The following is a 19,097-nucleotide window of genomic DNA, read 5'->3' on the forward strand; positions in this document are numbered from 1 at the left end:
GGGCGGCCCGGCGTGGGGCGCTCACCGGGCGCACCCCGCCGTCGTGGTGGTGCCGTTGCGGGCCAGGAAGGTCTGCACGATGCCGGTCTGCCACCCGGCGACAGGGGCGGCACGCACTCCCGTGAAGCCCGCACGCGTCAGGCGGTCGGTGAACGCGGGCGCGGTGTCGAAGGCGAGGACGCTGCGCCACAGGTGGCGGTACAGGGCGCGGTCGCCGCTGAGCGTGCCGGCCGGAATGATCACCGCTCGGCACACGGCGGTCCACATGGCTCGGTGGACGGCCGAGCCGCTGAGGCTGTACTCGTGGACGGCGAGCCGTCCGCCCGGCCGCAGCAGCGCCCTGACGGTCGCGAGGACGCGGTCCGGGGCGGTGACGTTGCGGAACAGGTAGGCCGCGAAGACCGCGTCGAAGGGTCCTTCACCGGCCGTGGCGAGTTCTTCGGCGGTGAGGTGCAGGAACCGCACGCGTGCGGGCCACGGCTTGGCCAGGGCGCGTCGCAGCATTCCCGCGGAGGCGTCGACGGCCGTGACACGGGCGTGCGGGGCGGCGCGCAGCAGGGCGCGGGTGGAGGCGCCGGTGCCGCAGCCGAGGTCGAGCACATGCAGACCGGCGCCGTCCCCGGGCAGCCGGAGCCGGCGTGCCGAACGCAGCAGATCGGTGCGGTAGCCGGGGTTGAGCGCCGTGAGGCGGTCGTAGCTGTGGGATGCGTGGTCGAAGGCGCGGGCCAGGTCGTGGTCGCGCAGCAGGGTCATCAGTGGCTCTCCTCCGGTCGGTGTGCGGGGCCGGCCGTGGGATGCGAGCGGCGGCGCAGGAAGGGCAGTTCGAGTGCGGTCCGGAGCATGGGGCCGACGGGGGTGCGCAGGCCGATGCCCCACTCCTCCCGCGGGGTGGTGGCCCCGTCGAGGAAGCGCAGCAGCCGTTCCGGGGGGTTGCGGCGGAACAGGCCGGTGAAGAAGTCGGGGCCGTCGATCCGCCCGGTGTCCAGTGCTCTCAGGAGCACGGCGTCCATGACCAGCGCCCGCCGCCCGTGCGGGGCCGGCGCGGTGGCGCGTCCGTCGCGCAGTGCGGCGGCGATGGCGCGGCTCTGTCGCTGCACGGCGGCGAAGGTGTAGCCGGTCGCCGGGCGGGTGGCGCCGCCGGACGTCCCGATCCGGAAGACGGCCTGCCCGTCCCGGCGCGGGAAGCGGGCGTCCGTCATGGGGATGGCTCCCTGCTCCGCCTCTTCCACGGTGAACGCGCCGAGGCGCAGGACCTCGCGGGTGTAGTGGCTGAGCGCCGTGTCGTAGGCCGCCGAGGTCAACGGCGCCCGCGAGAATTCGGTGTACTCCACCAGTGCCCGGTCCGCGGCGAGCGGGAGGACGTATCCGAACGCGAGCCCGTGGCCCGGTTGTGGCACCCGGAAGTCCATCAGGTCCGCGACCGCGGGGTCGAACCGGTCCGCCGCGGTGCGCACGAACCAGCCGCGGAAGTGCTGTAGCAACAGGGTCCGGGCCGGTGGCAGCGTGGGCAGGGGGCGGGAGTCGAACACGTGGCGGGCGCGGAGTGTCAGGTTACGGCCGTCGGGTGCCGCGCAGTGGACTTCCGCTCCTCCGGCGACGTCGCGCACCGCCAGCGCGGTGGCGCGGACGATCCGGGCGGCCGGGGACCGGGCCAGCCGGGAGTGCACCAGCCGCTCGAACCTGGTGGACCTCAGCATGGAGTAGCGCAGGGGTGCCGGATCGACGGTGACCGCGCCGCCGTCGCAGCCGTGGACGCGCAGCCGGGGCCAGGAGGCGGTGACCGCTTCCTGGAAGTCGCCCGTTCCGTCGTCCCAGTAGCACCAGGTGCGCTCGGGTGGCCGCAGGGGGCCCTCCGGTGGTTCCACGACGGTCACGGTGGCCGTGCCGCTCCGCGCCAGCCGGTGCGCGAGGCTGAGTCCGGCCGCGCCGCCGCCCACGATGACCACGTCGGACGTCTCGTCGGGGCGTGGGGCAGGTCGGCTCATCCGGGCCGCCCGCCACCGCTGGTCCCGGCCACCGGCATTCGCCCGCCGTTGATGTCCACGCCTCGCTCCGGGGTCGGGTTGGTCGGGGGGTGTGGTGCCCTGCACCGTTTTCCCTGCGCGTCTTTCCCTTGCGCCGTCTCTTCCGTGCGGCGGTCCCTCATGGATGCGGGCGGGTCGCACACGGCCGTCGCGCCTCACCCACGCGCCAGGTCGGCCAGTACCTCCCGGGCGGCCCGCGTGCCCGACGCCAGCGCGCCCTGTACCGAACCGGTCGCCCGATGGTCGCCGCACACGTGTCTGCCGGGGCCGAAACGCGTCGTACGGCTCAGCGGCCAGGGCGGTCGCATCGCGGGCAGCGCGCCTTCGACGGTGTACACGGCGACCTGCTGCCAGCCGCTCGTGTCCGTCTCGTACAGCTCGCCCAGGCGCCGCAGCACGGCTCCGCCCGCCCCGGGCCGGTCCGTGCCCAGCACCGACGCGGAGACCAGCACGGTGCCGGACGGTGCGTAGGTGGGGGCGACCTCCGTCAGGACGCAGGTGTTCAGAACCGTGCCGGTACCGTCCACCACCAGGGTCGGTTCGGCGAGAGGGCTGGTCGGGGCCGTGTAGTGGTACGTGGTGACGGTACGGCCGTCCGGCACCTGCAGTCCCGGCAGCAGACGGGCCGCCGTGCCGGCGTCCGTGGCCACCACCACGGTCGGGGCCGGCAGCTCGTCCCCGTCCGCCAGCAGCACACCCGAGTCGGTGACGGCCGCGACGGGTGTCTCCAGCCGGAGGACGCCCTCGGGCAAACCGTCGGCCAGCTGGGCGGGTACCGCGCCGATGCCGTCGGCGGGCAGGCAGAGCGTTCCGCGGACCATGCTTCGCCAGACCAGGTGGAAGAAGCGCGCGGAGGTTTCCAGCCGGTCCTCCAGGAACACGCCGGACAGGAAAGGCCGCAGAATACGGTCGACCGTCCCGGGCGACACCCCGGCGCGGGACAGGGCGGCCGAGGTGGAGCTGTCGGCGCGCCGTTTGAGGAGCTCGGCGGGCAGCAGTGCGTCCCGTGCGGTGAGTGCCGCGAGCGCGGCCAGATCGCGGGCCGGAAGGACCCGCCCCGGCAGCAGTGACCCGGCCCAACCCGGCCGGCGGGTCGGATCGGCGAGGCGCACCGGCCCGTGCTCCCCGTGCACCAGCAGGCCGGGGGTGAACGGTCGCAGTCGCAGACTCCTCAGATCCAGACGCCGTTCGACCTGGGGGTAGGAGGTGTTGAACACCTGGAATCCCCGGTCCAGGAGCAATCCGTCCCGCCGGTCGGTGCGCATCCGGCCGCCCACCCCGTCGGAAGCCTCCAGCAGGGCCACTCGCCGTCCCGCACGGCTCAGGTCCAGGGCACAGGCCAGGCCTGCCGGACCGGCACCGACGACGACGGTGTCCGGGAGGCGGCGGGGGTGCACGGTCATGTTCCTCCTTCATCGACCCGACCACCTGTACCGCGACGGCCGGGAACAGGTCCTCCGGCTCGCCCAACGACTCGGCGTGGCCCACCCGACTCGCCCCGTCGGAACCCGTCGGGGAACGCGGGCGCCCGCCGCAGCCGGGCGCGGAAAGGGCGGCCCCTCACTCCCCCGTCGACGACTCCACGAGCGCCACGGCCTCGGCCAGCCCCGTCGGACGCGGCAGGCCGGGCACGGTCCGCCCGGCCCAGCCGGGGCCCAGTGTCAGGACGACCGGCTTCCTGCGGGCGCCGCGCACTCCCCATTCCATGGCGGCCACATGCTGGGCCAACGGCCGGCTGGCGGTGCTGCGGGACTGGGCCCACAGCCCGACCACGGCCGGTCCGGTCCTGCGCACCGCCGAGACGAGGGACTCGACGGGCAGAGCGCCCCCGAACATGCGTACCGCGAGACCACGTTCCGCGAGTGCGGCGGTCAGCACCTCCAGTGGCAGCGTGTGGTTCTCGCCGGGCACACAGGCGAGCACGACGGTGCCACCGGGACGTTCCTCGGCCGGGGGCCGGGTGCAGCGCCGCAGCGCGCCGGAGACGTGCCAGGACAGGAGGTGCTCCACCTCGACGTACCTCTCCCCGGAGCTCTCCCACTTTCGTCCGACGGCCTGCAGCGCCGGCATGATCACCTCCGTCCATGCCGTGATCAGCCCGTGCTCGTCGATGGCGGTCCTCAGCAGCTCGTCCAGCGCGACGGCGTCGAGGCGCAGAGCCGCGCGAGCGACTCCCTTGCACTCCTGCCGCACGTCGCCCAGTCGCAGGCCGGTGCCGGCCCGGCTGCGCGCACGGACCGGCGGTCCCGCAGGTGCGGCGTCGACGGACCGGGCCGCCCGTTCCGCGGCCGGTGTGCCCTCGCGGGCCGTGCGAGCGGCCTCGGCCGGTGGGAGTCCGGTCGCCGTCAGGGCACACATCCGCTCCAGCCGCGCCACGTCCGCGGCGGCCCAGCGACGGTGCCGGCCACCGGTGTGGGTGTCGGGGCCCAGGCCGTAGCGCCGGTCCCACGTACGGACGGTCGTGGGCGCCACGCCGAGACGCCTGGCCACCTCGCCGGTCGTCAGCCCGCCGGTGCGCCGCGCATCCTCGCCCTCGCCTTCGCGCACTGCCATGGCACCCATGGTACGACGCACAAACGACGCATGTTGCGTGCGTCGTTTGGGCGTCGAAGACTGGCGCACAACACCGGCCACCCCGAAAGGCACGGCGGCCGTCCCGGCTCGGCGGACGGCCTTTGACCCCGTCTTCGACGCTCGGCAGGAGGAACCGGGCCATGATCGCGAACGCGCGAACCACCACCGCCCCATCCCCACGAGCCGGCGCCCCGCCGACGGAGGAGACGCGCTACGAGGAGGAGCTCGCCCGCGGCCTGCGAGCCGCGGACGAGAACGCCTTCGCCGCGATCTACCGCCGCTGGGGCTCGCTCGTCCACACCATGGCCACCCGCTCGCTCGGCGACACCCACGAGGCGGAGGACGTCACGCAGCAGGTGTTCCTCAGCGCCTGGCGCGGACGCGCCGGCTTCCGCCCCGAGCGAGGCCCGCTCGGCGCCTGGCTCGTCGGCATCACCCGACGCAAGATCGTTGACGCTCTGGCGGCCAGAACGAGGCGCCTGGCACTGATCGACTCCGCCGCCCACACCATCGACCCGGCACGCCCCGACGGAGCGGCGCCGGACGACGTCCTGGACCGGGTCCTCCTGGTCGACGAACTGTCACGCCTGCCGCAACACCAGCGGAAGGTACTCTGCCTGGCCTTCTACGAGGACCTCACCCAGGCCCAGATCGCCGAACGGACCGGCATGCCCCTCGGCACCGTGAAGAGCCACGCACGCCGTGGCCTGCACCGCCTGCGTCGTGGGATCGAACAGGGCCGTGTCGACACGACGGACGCCACAACGACACACGGATAGCGGCCGACGAACGAGCGCCGCCCGCATCCGGCGCGGCGCCCGCGCACGAAGCAGGTACGAGTTCCCGCAACCGGCGGACACTCATCGCTCAAGGATTGATTGTCATGACCTTCCGGCTCCCCCTCGCCATCGCCGCATCGGCCGGCGCCTGCGCCCTCGCGCTGGGTTCCGCCGTGCCCGCCTTCGCGGCCTCCACCACTGAAACCAATGACTCCGCCATGGTCTCCGTCTTCCACGGCGTCCCTGGTCTCACGGTCGACGTCTACGCCAACGGCAGTGAACTGCTCGGCGACTTCAAGCCCGGCACCCTCACCGACCCGCAGGCCCTCGACCCCGGCACCTACGACATCCAGGTCTTCGCGGCGGGCCAGGGGCCCGACGGCGCACCGGCCATCGAGAAGGAGATCCAGGTACCCGCGGGAGCGAACGCGACGATCGCCGCCCACCTCTCCGCCGACGGCAAGCCCCAGCTGACGGCCTTCGTCAACGAGGTGTCGAAAGTGGGCGACGGAAAAGCACGGCTGACCGTACGTCATGTCGCCGCCGCCCCCGCGGTCGACGTCCGAGCGGGCGGACAACCGGTGTTCACCAATCTGACGAACCCCAAGCAGGACACCGCCGTCGTGGACGCCGGCACCGTCGCCGCCGATGTCACCCTCGCGGGCACGGACACCGTGGCCATCGGCCCGGCCAACCTGAACCTCCGGGAAACCACCAGCAACGTCGTCTACGCCTGGGGCAGCGCCGCGGACAAGAACCTGGCGCTGAAGACCCAGACGTTCAGCGGCATGGAATCAGCCTCCAACACCCTCAACACCGCAGGCATCGGCGCCCCCGCCACCACGGACCCCGGTGGCCAGTGGGTGGCCTGGGCCGCCGCGGCCGGCACGGTGACCGTCACGGGCGTCCTCGTGGCACGCCGGGCTCCGGGCATACGCGCCTGACCACCTGCGCGGAGCTCGCACGAGCCCGGTGACAAGGCACACCCCACGCGACACCGGAGGGTACGGTGGCACACGTCGAGCCCGCGCACCTCGTGGAACTGGCCCTCGGCAACGCCGTGACGGGCGATGCCGTCGGTACCCTGCGGCACATCGACACCTGTGTCGTGTGCCGGGAGGCACTGGCCGGGATGACCCGTGTGGTGACCGTGGCACGCCGCGTCGGCTTCTCGGATCTGCCGAATCCGCCCCCGGAGCGGGTCTGGGAACGGATCGCGCGGGAACTGTCCGAAACCTCGGAGCGGACGTCGCGGCTTCGCTCCGAAAGGGACCAGGACCAGGGCTGAGGGGAGCGTGCCGCGGCTCCCCTCACGCATCAGCTGTGGCGACGGAGGCCGTCGACGGCGGCCCGGCCGGGGGCCCGCGCGGAGGCGGGCGCAGGCGCCGAGTGCGACGCCGGCGCGAGAAGCTCCACCGCCTCCCGCAGCCCCGGCGGGCGGAGCGCCCCGGGCACCACGGGTGCCATCCAGCCGGGGCCGATGGTCAGGACGGAGGGCCGGCCGCGCGCACCCCGCACCCCCCAGCTCATCCCGGCCACATGCCGTGCGAGAGGCCGGCTGGCCGTCGTCCGGGACTGCGCCCACAGCGCCACCGCCCGGGGGCCCGTCCGGCGCACCGCCTCGACCAGTGCCTCGCCGGGCACCGCGGCACCGAGCATCCGCACCGGCACGGCACGTTCGCTCAGCGCCGCGGCCAGTGCCTCCAACGGCAGACTGTGGCCCTCGCCGGGAACACAGGCCAGGATCACCGGCCGGGCGCCCTCACTCTCGTCCGGTACGGTCCCACAGCGGCGCAGCGCCCCCGAGACGTGCCAGGACAGCAGGTGCTCGACCTCGACGTACCTCTCACCCGATCGCTCCCACTGGCGGCCGACGGCCTGCAGTGCCGGCACCATGACGTCGGTCCAGGCCGTGACGAGACCGCGCTCGGTGATCACCGAGTCGAGCATCCGGTCGACGGCGGGAGAGTCCAGGCGCCGGGCGGCGCGCACGAGTCCCCGGCCGCGTTCGTCACGGTGCGGCCGGGCAGCCGGTGCCCTCTCTTCGGGCGAGCGCCTCGGATGCGGTGGACCGGAGGGCCCGCCGAGGGTGCCCTTGCCGGGTTCCGCGGCGGCCCGCGCCTCCGCCCGCGCCAGCCGCGCGGCTTCCGCCGGCGGCAGTCCCCCGTTGGTGAGGGCACACATCCGTTCCAGCAGCGCGATGTCTTCCGCGCTCCAGCGCCGGTGTCGCCCTGTGTGATGCGCGGCGGGCCCGATGCCGTAGCGCCGGTCCCAGGAGCGCAGCGTGGTCGGAGCGACGCCCAGCAGGCGCGCCACGGAACCGGTGGTGAGGCCGCCCGTCACACCGGATGCCCCGTCAGCGTCGTTCATCCGGGCAGCTTACGACGCACGAACGACGCAGGTTGCCGCGTTCGTCGCGCGGACGGAACACTGAATCCGCGCGGTCGAGAACATGGCCGGCCCCCGCCGCCCCGCCCACCCCCCCCGTGGGCGGGTCGGCCCCCGTCTTCCCCGCTTCCTGCCACCGAGGCGTGTGGTGCCTCCGGTTCCGGACGAAGTCGGGGGTCGAGGTCGCTCGTCCCCTCGAACCGGTGGCTCCTCCACTCGAACCGGTGACCCGCGAGCAGCGGCAGAGGCGGTCCGGGGCGCCCGGGACGCACCCCGGTCATGCCCTCCTGACGCCCAGAAACATGTAGCCATGGGGGAACGTGTCCGTACGTGCTGCTGTCACGTGAGGACCAGGGTGCGGTCGTGAAGGTCCGCGGATTGCCGGTGACGCTGCGGCCGCAGCCCTCCTCGAGGCGCAGGGTGCGCTCGAAGGCCGCGTTCAGCGGCGCCATGGGGCCCGCGATGCGGTCGTACGGTTTCGTTCGGCCGGTGAAGCGGGTGCGGACGCCGATCCGGTGCCTTCGGGGAGGAAGATCCACGGGCCGCCGCGGCAGGACACCTCGTCCGCGACGTCGTCGCCCTCCGACTCGCCTCCGGCGTCACCCGGGAGACGGATGTCGTCGCTGCCGAAGCGGGCCCTTCCGTCGCCCTCGCCGGGACGACTCGCCGCAACCGCAGCCTGCGGGCGCGAGTCCGGGGACGGCGTGCGGCCGTCAGTTGCTGCGCCTGGTGAGGACGTGGAGGAGGACGACGATGGCAAGGGCCATGATCGTCAGGTGTATCCAGGCGGGAGCTTGCGCGGCGTCCGCCGCGATTGTCGTCAAGCTGTTCAACGTAACCTCCGGGTGTGCGAGCGAAGTGATGCGCTGTTCACGTCGCCCGCGTACCCGAAGGCGGAACGAGAACACCCTCCGGCGGCCCGCCGGTCCGACCCCACGCGGCTGCGTGTCCTGAAACGGCCCGGTGCGTTGATCCGGATGTGCCGCGCCGCGCCGGGGCTCGGCCGCTCGTGACCCACCAAGCCGCTCGTCCTGGAGTGTCCATGCCGCGTTCTTCCGGGCTCACGCTCGCTCTGGCCCTCGCCGCTGTCGTCACCGGCTCTGCCGCCGCGGCGGCACCACCCCCTCAGGACCACCTCACACTGACCGTGACCGACAGGGGTGCCCCGGACAGCAACGGCACCTTCGAGCTGTACTGCCATCCGGCCGGCGGCACCCATCCGGCCCCGCGAGCCGCCTGCGACAAGCTCGACGAACTGACCGCGTGGGGCACGGACCCGTTCGCGCCGGCGCCATCGAACGCCTCATGCACGATGCAGTACGGAGGACCTGCCACCGCCCACCTCACAGGCACGTGGGCAGGGCGACCGGTGAACGCGGAGTTCAGGCGGACCGATGGCTGCGAGATCGCCCGGTGGGACAGGTTCGGGCCCGTACTGCCGCACGCCGGGGCCTGACCGAGGCACCGCTTCGGGCCTGCTGCGCCGCTCCCCACGCGGCGCAGCGGCACGCGGTCAGCCGCCGAGCCTGCTACGCAGCAGCTGCTTGCCGAGCTCGGCGCCCTTCCGGCTGTCCGCCTGGGCCTTGCGGAAGAGTTCCGCGACTTCGGCGTCGCCGTCGCGTTCGGCATCCTGGATGTAGGTCTCCAGCCTGAGAGCGTTGTTCAAGCACGACTCGACGTACCAGATGAGGTTGTAGTTCTTGTCCTTGGTGCCGGTCACCTTGCCGGTTTCGGTGTTGCTGCTCATCAAGACGTGTCCTTACGTCGCTGGCCAATGCTGCGAGGGCGGCCGGCAGGAGCCGATGTTGCCCTCCGGTGGGCGGCTCACCGCTCGATGGGTGCCGGCCCGACGCTCCGAGAGGAGACGCTGAGCCCGCGGAGGGCCACCGTAACCACGTGCGGGAGTCGTCGACGGCCACCGCGTCGACGGAAGGGGATTGCCGTCACACCAACGGCCGCACGCGGGAGCGGGCCACCGGCTCCCCGCGGGGCTTCGGCGTACACGACGCGGAAGCTGCACTCAGGTGAGCCGTACGGGGCCGGCGGCGAAGCGGCGGAGTCCTCGGGGAGGGCCATCCCTGCTTCCTCCACTCACGTGTCATGCGGCCTCTGACGCCCTCGCGAGTGCCCCGCGCCGACGAGGCCATTCGTCCGCTGGAGGCACTTCTTGCTGACACACCCTCAGTAGCGCTCCGGTCCACGGGCGGTGGAGGCGAAGCCCGGTGGTGTGGCCGCCGGTGCCCAGCGCCCGCGACGTGACACGGCGCGCCAGCGACGTGACAGGGCGCCGCTGGGCGGGCGCCGCTCTTCCGTGACAGCGACTGTGCGCGGAGTGTTTCGAACCCGGCGAAAGTGACACTCGTCCGGAGCAGTCCTTGTCGCACCTCCGCATGCCGCTCGGAAGCACCGCCCACCCCTCACCCCGGGAGGGATGATGGACCACTCTCGCGCACCCGTGCTCGAAGCACTGCAGGAGTACCGGCGCCGCGGGGACGTCTCCTACGGGCCTCCCGGTCACAAGCAGGGCCGGGGGGCCGACCCGAGGGTCGTGGACGTCGTCGGCATGGACGTCTTCCGGTCCGACGTTCTGACGCTCAACGGTCTCGACGACCGACGCCAGTCACAGGGCGTGATCAGCAAGGCCGAGGAGTTGATGGCCGACGCGGTCGGTGCCGAGCACGCCTTCTTCTCGACGTGCGGCAGTTCCCTGTCGGTGAAGGCCGCCATGCTCACCGTGGCCGGACCGCGCGAAAAGATCCTCGTCTCGCGCAACGCTCACAAGTCCGTGATCGCGGCGGTGATCGTGAACGGCGTCGAGCCGATCTGGGTGCACCCGCACTTCGACACCGAGCGGCAGCTCGCCCACCCTCCCGAACCCGACGACGTGCGCCGTGCTCTCCAGGCCCATCCGGACGCGAAAGGGATGCTGCTGATCACCCCGACCGACTGGGGCACGTGCGGCGACATCAAGGGCACGGCCGACGTGTGCCACGAGCACGACGTGCCCGTGATCGTCGATGAGGCGTGGGGCGCCCACTTCCCCTTCCACGGGGACCTGCCCGCGTGGGGTATGGACGCCGATGCCGACCTGGTCGTCACCAGTGTGCACAAGATGGGTGGAGCCATCGAGCAGAGTTCCGTCTTCCACCTGCAGGGCGACCGGGTCTCTCCCGATGTCCTGAAGCAGCGCGAGGACCTGCTCGGCACCACCAGCGCCTCGCCACTGGTCTTCGCGACGCTCGACGGCTGGCGGCGCCAGATGGTGGAGCACGGGCACGAGCTCCTGGCCGGCGCCCTGCGTCGCGCGGCCCGTGTGAGGAAGGCCGTGGCCGACCTGCCGGGCCTGCGCCTCATGGACCGCGAAGTGGTGGAGGCCGGTCTGGCGTTCGACCTCGACCCGTTGAAGCTCGTGATCGATGTCCGCGAGCTCGGCATCAGCGGCATGCAGGCATGCGAATGGCTGCGCACACACCGCCACGTCGACGTGGGCGGCTCCGACACCTGCCGTTTCAGCGCGTCGATCCTCCATTCCGACGACGACCAGACGGAGGACCTGCTGATCACCTCGCTGGGCGCCCTCGTGGATGCCGCGGATTCCATCGAGCGGCAGCCTCGGGTGGACCTGCCCGCGCCCGGAGCCCTCGAACTCGAGCAGGTGACGCTGCCGAGGAAGGCGTTCTTCGCCGAGGCGGAGCAGATCGCGGCGGAGAAGGCCGTCGGCCGGATCGCCGCGGAGATGATCAGCCCGTACCCGCCCGGCGTTCCGGCCATCGCTCCGGGCGAGCGGATCACAGCGGAGGTCCTGGACTATCTGCGCACCGGTGTCGCAGCGGGAATGCTGATCCCGGACGCGGCCGACCCGTCGATGAAGACCGTGCGCGTCGTCGCCGGGTGAGCAACAGGGATGAGCCCCGTCGATGGGCACTCCCCCACGCCCGGGCCGAGGACCACGGGCTGACGCGCACAGCGGGACGGCTGGTGGCGGTGTCCCCACATACGATCAACCAGTCATGCACATGGGGTGGGTTGAGAAGACGTCCGGTGATGACGCGTACCGCATGACCGGAGCGGTGTGCCAGAGGCCGGGCCTGTCGGCACTGAGCCGCGCCGTCGGCGAGCTGCGTGCCGTGACCTGCTCGGTGCCCTCGCGGCGAAGGCCGGGGCACACGCGGAGGCACGCGTCCTCATGGCGGCGTGAGCTCGCCCCAGACCGCCGCGAAGCCCGCCTGAGCAGGTGGATGTCAAGCGGGCTTCACCCTCGGTGTCGGTCCGGCGGAGAACGGGGGTCCCCGCCGGACGCAACCGGAGGGCGGCCCGTCGCGAGCACTGCGGTGACGGGGTACTTCACGCCCGGCGACGCACCGTACGGCGGCCGTCGGTTCACTTCACGGTGACGGGTTCCGTCGCCTCGGCCAGTACCTGCCGGCCGTCCCCGCCGGTCACCACCACTCGAGGCAGATAGGGGCCTTCCCGGTCATAGGCGTGCGTGGTGGTCGCCGCGCGCGTCTCCTGCCGAGTGCCGTCGCCGAAGTACCACTGGTAACGGTATCCGTCACGGGGCTGCGCGCCGTCCGTCGTCGCCGTGAGGCGCACCTCCGCACCGACCTGCGTCTCCCTGGACGCGGTCAGCTCCGTGCTCGGCCCGCCGGGGGCGAGGTGGAACCACTGCCGTACGCGCGGGTTGAGAAGAAAGGCGTCGGCGTACTGCCGGGCCCCGGCGATGTCGGGGTGGCCGACGGCCGCGGAAAGGCACTGGACAGGTGTGGAGCTGAGTTCCGGGCAGGCCTTCTTGCGCAGGGGGTACATCGGGTCGGTGAACGGAGAGCCCCACACCGTCGAGCGTGGGGCGTAAAGGGCACTGTCCAGGGTGAACAGCCCATCGGCCGCGACCGCGTACGCACCGTCCGGCGAGGCGTCGTTGGCCGCCTCGGCCGCCTGGCGGTAGGCGTCGTTGGCCAGCTGGGTGTACTGCTCGTAGCGGCCGGTCACCTTGCCGATCGCACCCTTGCAGGCGCTGAACCACGACCCCGCGAGCCCGGGCGCGGTGCAGTGCTTCACGGGGATCGGGGAGCTGCTACGGCTGACGGCGTAGTAGAAGTTCGCCACGACGACCTTCGGCCGGCCGGGAAGGGAATGCGCCTTCTCGATCGCCGCCTGCATTCCGCGGCCGCCGTATCCCACTTTGGCGCCGCTGAAGTAGGGCACGTGTTTCGCCGGGTTCTGCGGTGCCGCGCCGACGCCGGAGCACTCGCGCCGGACCGCCTCGGGCAGGTTCTTCGAACCGGGGGTGATGCCCACGCCGATACCGAAGAAGGGGTCGAGGTCGTTGATGCATCCGTTGATCACGACCAGGTCGAGACCGTATCCGCCCGCCCGTGCCTGCGCACCCGCCTTCTCCAGCTGGCAGAAGACGTCCGGCATCTGCTGTGTGACCTCGCCGAACTCCATTTCGCCGTCGCCGTCGGGGTCCTGCTTCTCCTGCATCCGCAGACAGGCCGAGTCGTCGTTGCCCGCGGGCAGGTCGGGTGCGTCGAGTACCGCGCCCGAGATCGAGTAGTCCAGGTGCTGATGGCCCCGCCCGGTCTCACGCCCGAGTAGCCGGCCCGTCAAGTACGGGAACTTCTGGTCGTGTTCGAGGCCCTGCCCCCAGACCACCGAGTCGCCGACCGAGGCCACCCGTACCGGATGACAGCCCCTCCTGATGCTGTCCTGCCAGACCTTCCCGTACGAACCGGGGTCCTCCCCGGCGGACGCCGGCAGCACGCGAGCGTCGACCTGCAGGGCTGTCTCGGTCGCCGGCACCCGGTCGAACGGGATGCTGAACGCCGCTCCGGACACGGCCGCACCCATGACGACCTGCCCGCCGGCCACCTGCTCCTGACCGGCACGCACCCGCCATTCGACCGTTGCCCCGCTCCTCGCCGCGGCGGGGTCGTACAGCTGCACCCGGCCCCGCACCGGCCCGCTGCAGACCGGATCGGGGGTCAGGTCCACATCGAGGACGAGGGGGTAGGCGCCTGCCGAAGAGGCGTCCGACCGGGCCGTGGCCGGGAGCGCGGTGGCCGTCTGGGCCAGCAGAGCCACTGCCGCCGCCGGAACAACAGACCCGGACAGGGTCCGAAGACGGCGGGATAACTCCCTTCTGCGGGGATTGGCACGCCCGCCGCCGTCCTCACGCCGCCGTGTCACCCACCGAGACCACCTCATGCTCACACCAATGCCCCTGATTCTCTTGCGTATCGGTCCGCTGCGGAGTCACTCAACGCCGCACCAGTGGTGATCATGACAGGAGGAAGCAGGAACGAAACACACGGCGAGTCGATGACGGAGTGAGTCTGATCACTTGCCGACGGTTACAGAATGAACCATCCGCCCCCGAAGAGGTGGCCCCCGCGGGATCCCGTTCGCAGACGTCGTCCCCGTGGCATAGTGCTGCATCAGCCGAGTCCTGGTTCCGGAACGGTACGCACCGCGGAGAGGGAACATGCGCACCTTGACGTTCGTCATTGGTACGGGCCGCAGCGGCTCGACCGCGCTCTCACGCATCCTCAACGCCCACCCCGACGTGCTGAGCCTCAACGAGTTCATGGCCTCGGTGGGGGACGCGGCTTTCCCCGAAGGAGAGGTGTCCGGCAGTGAGTTCTGGCAACGGCTCTCCCAGCCCGCGCCGCACTTCGAGCGGATGATCCGCAGTGGTCTGCCCCTGCCGGAGTTCCTCTACACGCGCGGCCCCGGCAGATACTCCTCGGAGACCACCGGCATTCCGGCCCTGTCCCTCATGGTGCTGCCTCACCTCACCGACGACCCGGACGGACTCCTCGACGAGCTCCACGCAGAAGTGGCCCGGTGGCCCGGACGCACCGCCGCTGCGCATCACCAAGCACTGTTCGGGCTGCTCTGCGCGCGGTTCGGGCGCTCCGCCGTCGTGGAGCGCTCCGGTTACTCGACGGGCTGGGCCCCGACGCTACGGGCCGCCTTCCCGCACGCGCGCTTCGTCCACATGTTCCGGGACGGGCCGGACTGCGCCCTGTCCATGAGCCGCCACGTGGGCTACCGCACCATCGCCCTGCTGCGCGAGATCAAGGCTCGAGCCGGCATCGACAGTTTCGCCGACCTGACCGAGGCCCACGTCCGCTCGCTGCCGCCGGACCTGGCGCCGCTCCTCGAGGAGCGCTTCGACCCCGCCCTCGTCCGCGACCGGAAGCTGCCGCTGCGGACGTTCGGCACCCTGTGGTCGGAACTCGTCATCCAGGGCACGCGGTTCCTCAGCGGACTGCCCTCCGATCAGCGCACCACCCTCGCCTACGAGGACCTCCTCGACGCCCCGCGCGAAGAGCTGACACGGCTGGCAGCGTTCGCCGGGGTCACCCCGCGCCCGGACTGGCTCGACACCGCGTGCGCGCTCCTCGACCACGGCCGCCGCGGCTCCGCCCGGAAACTGACGGCCGCGGAGCTCGAGGAACTCAACGAGAGCTGCGCACCGGGGACCAACGCCTTGAAGGGCCACTTGAGCCAGTGACCCCGAGGCCCGCTGCACGGACACCGGCCACGCGGTCTCACCGGACCGGCGGCGACGATCCGCGCGGCCCGGCTCCCTCACCGGGGAGAGGGATCCTCCAGCAGCGGGATGCACGGCGACAGGAACTCCTCCACGCCTTCGACGATCCGCCCGTGGACCATCCGCAGGACGCGGACTTCGTTCTCCCGGCCGGGGTCCTTGGCGTCCCGTAGGTGCATCACGCCGTACGAACCCGGCGCCATACGGCCGATCTCGACGAGGAATTCCAGGATTCCGGCATCACGGTGGTTCCGGAAGTCCCCGAAGCGGACGAACACTTCTCCGTTCATCCACCGCAGATCGAGCAGATGGGGACTGCCGGTCTCCCGGATGCGGCCTTCGATGGTTTCGGCGATCTCCCGGGGACGGTCGTGCCCCTGATCGTCGTCGTCGGCTCCGGCGCTCTCCCGCACGTTGATCCAGCCGTGGTATTCGAACACCGCCGCAGCCTATCGACGAGCCCGGCGAATCTCGCCCCGCTTCGGCCGGGGCGGCACGAACGCCGGCTCCGTGCCGGTGCGGTGCCGCGCCGTGCCGGTGCCGCGCCGTGCCGTGCCGGTGCGGCGAGCGCCCGCGCCCTGGACCCGGAGCGTGTCAGCCGTTGAGGGAGCGCATCAACTCGGGTGCGTAACGGTCACCGGACGCGACACCGCGTGGGGCGACGGCCTCGATGGCCGCAAGGTCCTCGTCGCTGATCGTCACGGCCGTGGCGGCGGCGTTCTCCTCCAGGAGCCGGCGCCGCTTGGTGCCGGGGATCGGTACCGCGCCCTGATGCAGCGCCCAGGCCAGGGCCAGCTGGGAAGGGGTGATCGACTTTTCCTCGGCGATGCGGCGCACCTGGTCGACCACGGCGAGGTTGCGGGCGAAGTTCTCGCCCTGGAAGCGCGGATCGGTGCGACGGAAGTCGTCGGCGGCGAAGTCGTCGGGCGTGGTGATCGCGCCCGAGAGGAAACCTCGGCCCAGCGGTGAGTACGCGACGAGACCGATGCCCAGTTCGTCCAGGACGGCCCCCACGCCGTCACCTTCGAGACCCCGCTCGAACAGGGAGTACTCGCTCTGTACGGCGGTGAGGGGGTGCACACCGTGCGCTCGCCGGATCGTCGCCGCGGCGGCCTCGCTGATGCCGAGGTAGCGGACCTTGCCCGCGGTGACGAGTTCCGCCATGGCCCCCACGCTCTCCTCGATGGGAACGTTCGGGTCGACTCGGTGCAGGTAGTACAGGTCGATGTGGTCGGTGCCGAGGTTGCGCAGTGACCGGTCGGCGGCGCGGTGGATGTATTCCCGCGTGCCGTTGTGACCGAGCATGACCCCGTCGTCGGTGAATTCCACGCCTGTCTTGGTCGCGATCACGGCCTTGTCGCGGCGCCCGGCCAGGGCCTTGCCGATGAGCTGTTCGTTGATGAACGGCCCGTAGCCCTCGGCGGTGTCCAGCATGGTGATCCCGAGTTCGAGAGCCCGGTCGATCGTGGCGAGCGCCTCCGTATCGTCGGTCGCGCCGTAGAAGGCGCTCATGCCCATGCACCCGAGCCCTTCGACGCCGACAGTGAGGCCCTGGCTACCCAGTGCGCGCTTCTCCATGTCTTCCACTCCTTCGATCCCGCATGTAACTAACTGGATAGTTCGAGCTTGGAGTACGGCGACCCAACTTGTCAATAACCAGATAGTTACTTGGTAGGGTGATCGCCATGGCACGGGACTCCAGCGCAACCAAGGCCCGGCTCCTCGACGCGGCCCTCACCGAATTCGCCGCCCACGGGGTCGCCGGTGCGCGCGTCGACCGCATCGCCGAAGCGGCCGGAGCGAACAAGCGGCTCATCTATGTCTACTTCGGCAACAAGGAGCAGCTCTTCGACCACGTCATGCAGCGCGCCCTGGAGGCCGGGGCCGAATCCGTGCCCTTCGGCGTCGACGACCTCCCCGCCTACGCGGGCGCGATCTTCGACCACCTCATCGCCCGGCCGGAACTGATGCGCCTGGTCGCCTGGAAGCAGCTGGAGCGCCCCGCGGCCACATCGGGCCAGGGCGAGGCCTACGCCGCCAAGATCGAGGCGGTGGCCGCCGCCCAGCGGGCCGGGCGGATCGACGCCTCCTTCGAGCCGTCCGACATCCTGACGCTGGTACTCGCCCTCTCCCAAGCCTGGTTCACGGCAGCGGGCGGCCCGGCCACCGATCCGGACGGCTCCGCCTGGGGCGAGCAGCGACAGGCACTGCACCGGACCGCCGTCGTGGAAGCGGTCAGACGCCTGACCACCCCCGTCGAACACGGCTGACGTCCCCGGGGCACCGGGTCTGCCGTCCGCCCGCCGACCGCGGCGTGCGAACCGAGGCGTCGCGACACTTCCGGCTTGCGCGGGTCAGCCGGTCCGGCCGTCACCAAAAGGGGCTCGCGGAGTTGTAGTGGTGCGGGCCCCGGTCACCTGCGGCCCGGTCGGACGGGTGACACTTCCAGCTCCCGCTGGGAGTCACGCGGCCGCTCAAGAGGTACCTGGGTCGTGCGCCCGGGACGGCGAGGTGGTGATCATGGGTTTGGTCGGTCAGCGCATCACGGGCGCGGCCCTCGTGGGCGGGCTGCTCCTCACGGCGGCGTGCGGTGACGACGCGTCCGACGAGCCGCGGCCAAGACCGACCACCCCAGTCACCGCCACACCGGAAGCCCCGAGCCGGGCGGCCACGCCGGGGCCGACCGTCTCGCAGACACCCGGCCCGACCGCCCCACGGGACCCGGTCGCGGCCGAGGACGAGATCAACATCGCGTGGGCGCGCTTCTTCGATCCGCGATCCTCCGTCGACGAACGGGTGAACGTCGTGGAGGACGGCCAGCAGTACGCCCTGATGATCGAGGCCTTGGCCACCGATCCCAAGGCCCGGCTCCTGCGGGCGAACGTCGACGCGGTGACTTTCGGCTCCGACCTGCGGGCAACGGTCCACTACACGCTGCTCTCCGGTGGGGAGACCGTCGGCCCGGGCAGCCCGGGCACCGCGGTACGGCAGGACGACGCGTGGAAGCTGTCGTTCACCACGGTCTGCTCCCTCACCGCGTACGGCAGCGACGTCCCGCCGGCCGCGACGTGCCCGGCCGCGTCGGACTGAGCGGACGCTGACGGCCGGACAGGCCACTTGGGCCGGCTGAACTCCCCGCACCGGCACCGAGTACGGCGCGGTTGTCTACGTGTGTCTACGTGCAGGAGTTCCTGTCCGCCGGCAACCATGCGATCAGCGGTGCGCAGCGCACCGGAAGCGGCACATTCGCGCTCCTGGCCGCCGCCGAGGGGCTGTACCGGGGGACGTCCTGGAGGACGAGCCGTACGACCCGCAGGGGGCGGGGCTGCGCCGGGAGGCGCAGGCCGTCCATGTGCGGCTCCTCACCCGGCTCGCCTCGGCCGCCCCGGCGAAGCGCGCCGCCGCCAACGGGTGTACGCCGCAGCGATGAACGAGATAGAGGTGTGACCCCGGCCGCCTCCCCCTCCATCCACCGCGGCCCGGTGGCCGTACCGGGAAGCGGGTGGTGAATCGCGAGCCGACGGACACTTGTACCGCGTTACGTCGTGTCCCGGTCGTCGCCCGGTTCCGAGGTGGTGCCCGTCAGGAAGCCGCCGGCACAGAGGTCCAGCGCCAGAGCGACCGCCCGGCGGGCGGCCCGGTGCCGACTCACCGCATGCTCTTCCGGCCCGGCGAACCGCTCGTCCTGCCCGGTGTCGGCTTCGTCACCGCCGGCCAGGTCTTCGCCACCGCCCGCACGCGCGCCGCCCTCGCCAGATCGGCAGGAGCTCAACC

18 protein-coding genes are annotated in these 19,097 nt (G+C 71.9%); 8 read left to right on the forward strand and 10 right to left on the reverse strand.

Translation table 11 applies throughout. From position 1 onward, the window contains the following. Positions 1-21: 21 nt before the first annotated feature. The 4 genes from ACY34K_RS17140 to ACY34K_RS17155 all read right to left on the reverse strand — a co-directional run bounded on the left by ACY34K_RS17140 (position 22) and on the right by ACY34K_RS17155 (position 4,577). Positions 22-753 (reverse strand): methyltransferase domain-containing protein, encoded by a 732-nt coding sequence (locus ACY34K_RS17140; RefSeq protein WP_462747845.1) that lies wholly within the window; start codon positions 751-753, stop codon positions 22-24. Then, positions 753-1,985, reverse strand: coding sequence for an FAD-dependent oxidoreductase (locus tag ACY34K_RS17145; RefSeq protein WP_462747848.1), 1,233 nt, complete (start codon positions 1,983-1,985; stop codon positions 753-755). The genes ACY34K_RS17140 and ACY34K_RS17145 overlap by 1 nt, the downstream gene beginning before the upstream one ends. Before the next feature lie 194 nt (positions 1,986-2,179). After that, positions 2,180-3,427 carry an NAD(P)/FAD-dependent oxidoreductase gene (locus ACY34K_RS17150; protein ID WP_462747851.1) on the reverse strand — a complete coding sequence of 416 codons (1,248 nt, stop codon included), beginning with the start codon at positions 3,425-3,427 and terminating at the stop codon, positions 2,180-2,182. Positions 3,428-3,584: 157 nt separating this feature from the next. Then, complete coding sequence (locus tag ACY34K_RS17155; protein ID WP_462747853.1) at positions 3,585-4,577, reverse strand: MerR family transcriptional regulator; 993 nt, start codon at positions 4,575-4,577, stop codon at positions 3,585-3,587. A 161-nt stretch (positions 4,578-4,738) separates the two neighbouring features. Here ACY34K_RS17155 and ACY34K_RS17160 point away from each other — a divergent pair, with 161 nt between their 5' ends. From ACY34K_RS17160 to ACY34K_RS17170, 3 genes are all read left to right on the forward strand, one after another. Then, complete coding sequence (locus ACY34K_RS17160; RefSeq protein ID WP_462747855.1) at positions 4,739-5,377, forward strand: RNA polymerase sigma factor; 639 nt, start codon at positions 4,739-4,741, stop codon at positions 5,375-5,377. A gap of 104 nt (positions 5,378-5,481) precedes the next feature. Beyond that, positions 5,482-6,321, forward strand: a complete 840-nt coding sequence (locus ACY34K_RS17165; protein ID WP_462747858.1) for a DUF4397 domain-containing protein — start codon at positions 5,482-5,484, stop codon at positions 6,319-6,321. Between the two features lie 65 nt (positions 6,322-6,386). Beyond that, on the forward strand, positions 6,387-6,665 hold the full coding sequence (locus ACY34K_RS17170) for a hypothetical protein (RefSeq protein WP_462747861.1): 279 nt from the start codon (positions 6,387-6,389) through the stop codon (positions 6,663-6,665). Between the two features lie 29 nt (positions 6,666-6,694). On the opposite strand, the gene ACY34K_RS17175 is transcribed toward ACY34K_RS17170, so the two are convergent. Then, positions 6,695-7,747 carry a MerR family transcriptional regulator gene (locus ACY34K_RS17175; protein ID WP_462747863.1) on the reverse strand — a complete coding sequence of 351 codons (1,053 nt, stop codon included), beginning with the start codon at positions 7,745-7,747 and terminating at the stop codon, positions 6,695-6,697. A 1,060-nt stretch (positions 7,748-8,807) separates the two neighbouring features. On the opposite strand from ACY34K_RS17175, the gene ACY34K_RS17180 reads away from it, so the two are divergent. Then, complete coding sequence (locus ACY34K_RS17180) at positions 8,808-9,221, forward strand: SSI family serine proteinase inhibitor (RefSeq protein WP_462747866.1); 414 nt, start codon at positions 8,808-8,810, stop codon at positions 9,219-9,221. A 57-nt stretch (positions 9,222-9,278) separates the two neighbouring features. Here the strand turns inward: ACY34K_RS17180 and ACY34K_RS17185 are convergent, their stop codons facing one another. After that, positions 9,279-9,512 carry a hypothetical protein gene (locus tag ACY34K_RS17185; RefSeq protein ID WP_462747869.1) on the reverse strand — a complete coding sequence of 78 codons (234 nt, stop codon included), beginning with the start codon at positions 9,510-9,512 and terminating at the stop codon, positions 9,279-9,281. A gap of 687 nt (positions 9,513-10,199) precedes the next feature. Between ACY34K_RS17185 and ACY34K_RS17190 the strand changes: the two genes are divergently transcribed. Next, on the forward strand, positions 10,200-11,660 hold the full coding sequence (locus ACY34K_RS17190) for an aminotransferase class I/II-fold pyridoxal phosphate-dependent enzyme (RefSeq protein WP_462747872.1): 1,461 nt from the start codon (positions 10,200-10,202) through the stop codon (positions 11,658-11,660). Positions 11,661-12,145: 485 nt separating this feature from the next. Here ACY34K_RS17190 and ACY34K_RS17195 read toward each other — a convergent pair whose 3' ends face one another. After that, the gene (locus ACY34K_RS17195) at positions 12,146-13,849 is read right to left on the reverse strand and encodes a PKD domain-containing protein (protein WP_462747874.1); all 1,704 of its coding nucleotides are present in this window, start codon (positions 13,847-13,849) and stop codon (positions 12,146-12,148) included. Between the two features lie 400 nt (positions 13,850-14,249). On the opposite strand from ACY34K_RS17195, the gene ACY34K_RS17200 reads away from it, so the two are divergent. Further along, complete coding sequence (locus ACY34K_RS17200) at positions 14,250-15,284, forward strand: sulfotransferase family protein (protein WP_462747876.1); 1,035 nt, start codon at positions 14,250-14,252, stop codon at positions 15,282-15,284. A 77-nt stretch (positions 15,285-15,361) separates the two neighbouring features. On the opposite strand, the gene ACY34K_RS17205 is transcribed toward ACY34K_RS17200, so the two are convergent. After that, the gene (locus tag ACY34K_RS17205) at positions 15,362-15,763 is read right to left on the reverse strand and encodes an Imm7 family immunity protein (RefSeq protein ID WP_462747879.1); all 402 of its coding nucleotides are present in this window, start codon (positions 15,761-15,763) and stop codon (positions 15,362-15,364) included. 154 nt (positions 15,764-15,917) lie between these two features. Next, on the reverse strand, positions 15,918-16,901 hold the full coding sequence (locus tag ACY34K_RS17210) for an aldo/keto reductase (RefSeq protein WP_462747881.1): 984 nt from the start codon (positions 16,899-16,901) through the stop codon (positions 15,918-15,920). Positions 16,902-17,008: 107 nt separating this feature from the next. On the opposite strand from ACY34K_RS17210, the gene ACY34K_RS17215 reads away from it, so the two are divergent. Together ACY34K_RS17215 and ACY34K_RS17220 are read left to right on the forward strand one after the other, a co-directional pair. Next, positions 17,009-17,593: a TetR family transcriptional regulator gene (locus tag ACY34K_RS17215; protein WP_462747882.1), complete on the forward strand. Its 585-nt coding sequence runs from the start codon at positions 17,009-17,011 to the stop codon at positions 17,591-17,593. Between the two features lie 250 nt (positions 17,594-17,843). Next, positions 17,844-18,413, forward strand: coding sequence for a hypothetical protein (locus ACY34K_RS17220; protein ID WP_462747884.1), 570 nt, complete (start codon positions 17,844-17,846; stop codon positions 18,411-18,413). 85 nt (positions 18,414-18,498) lie between these two features. Here ACY34K_RS17220 and ACY34K_RS17225 read toward each other — a convergent pair whose 3' ends face one another. Next, positions 18,499-18,675: a hypothetical protein gene (locus ACY34K_RS17225; protein ID WP_462747886.1), complete on the reverse strand. Its 177-nt coding sequence runs from the start codon at positions 18,673-18,675 to the stop codon at positions 18,499-18,501. Positions 18,676-19,097 lie beyond the last annotated feature (422 nt).

It is taken from the genome of Streptomyces sp. STAM6, assembly GCF_054963715.1.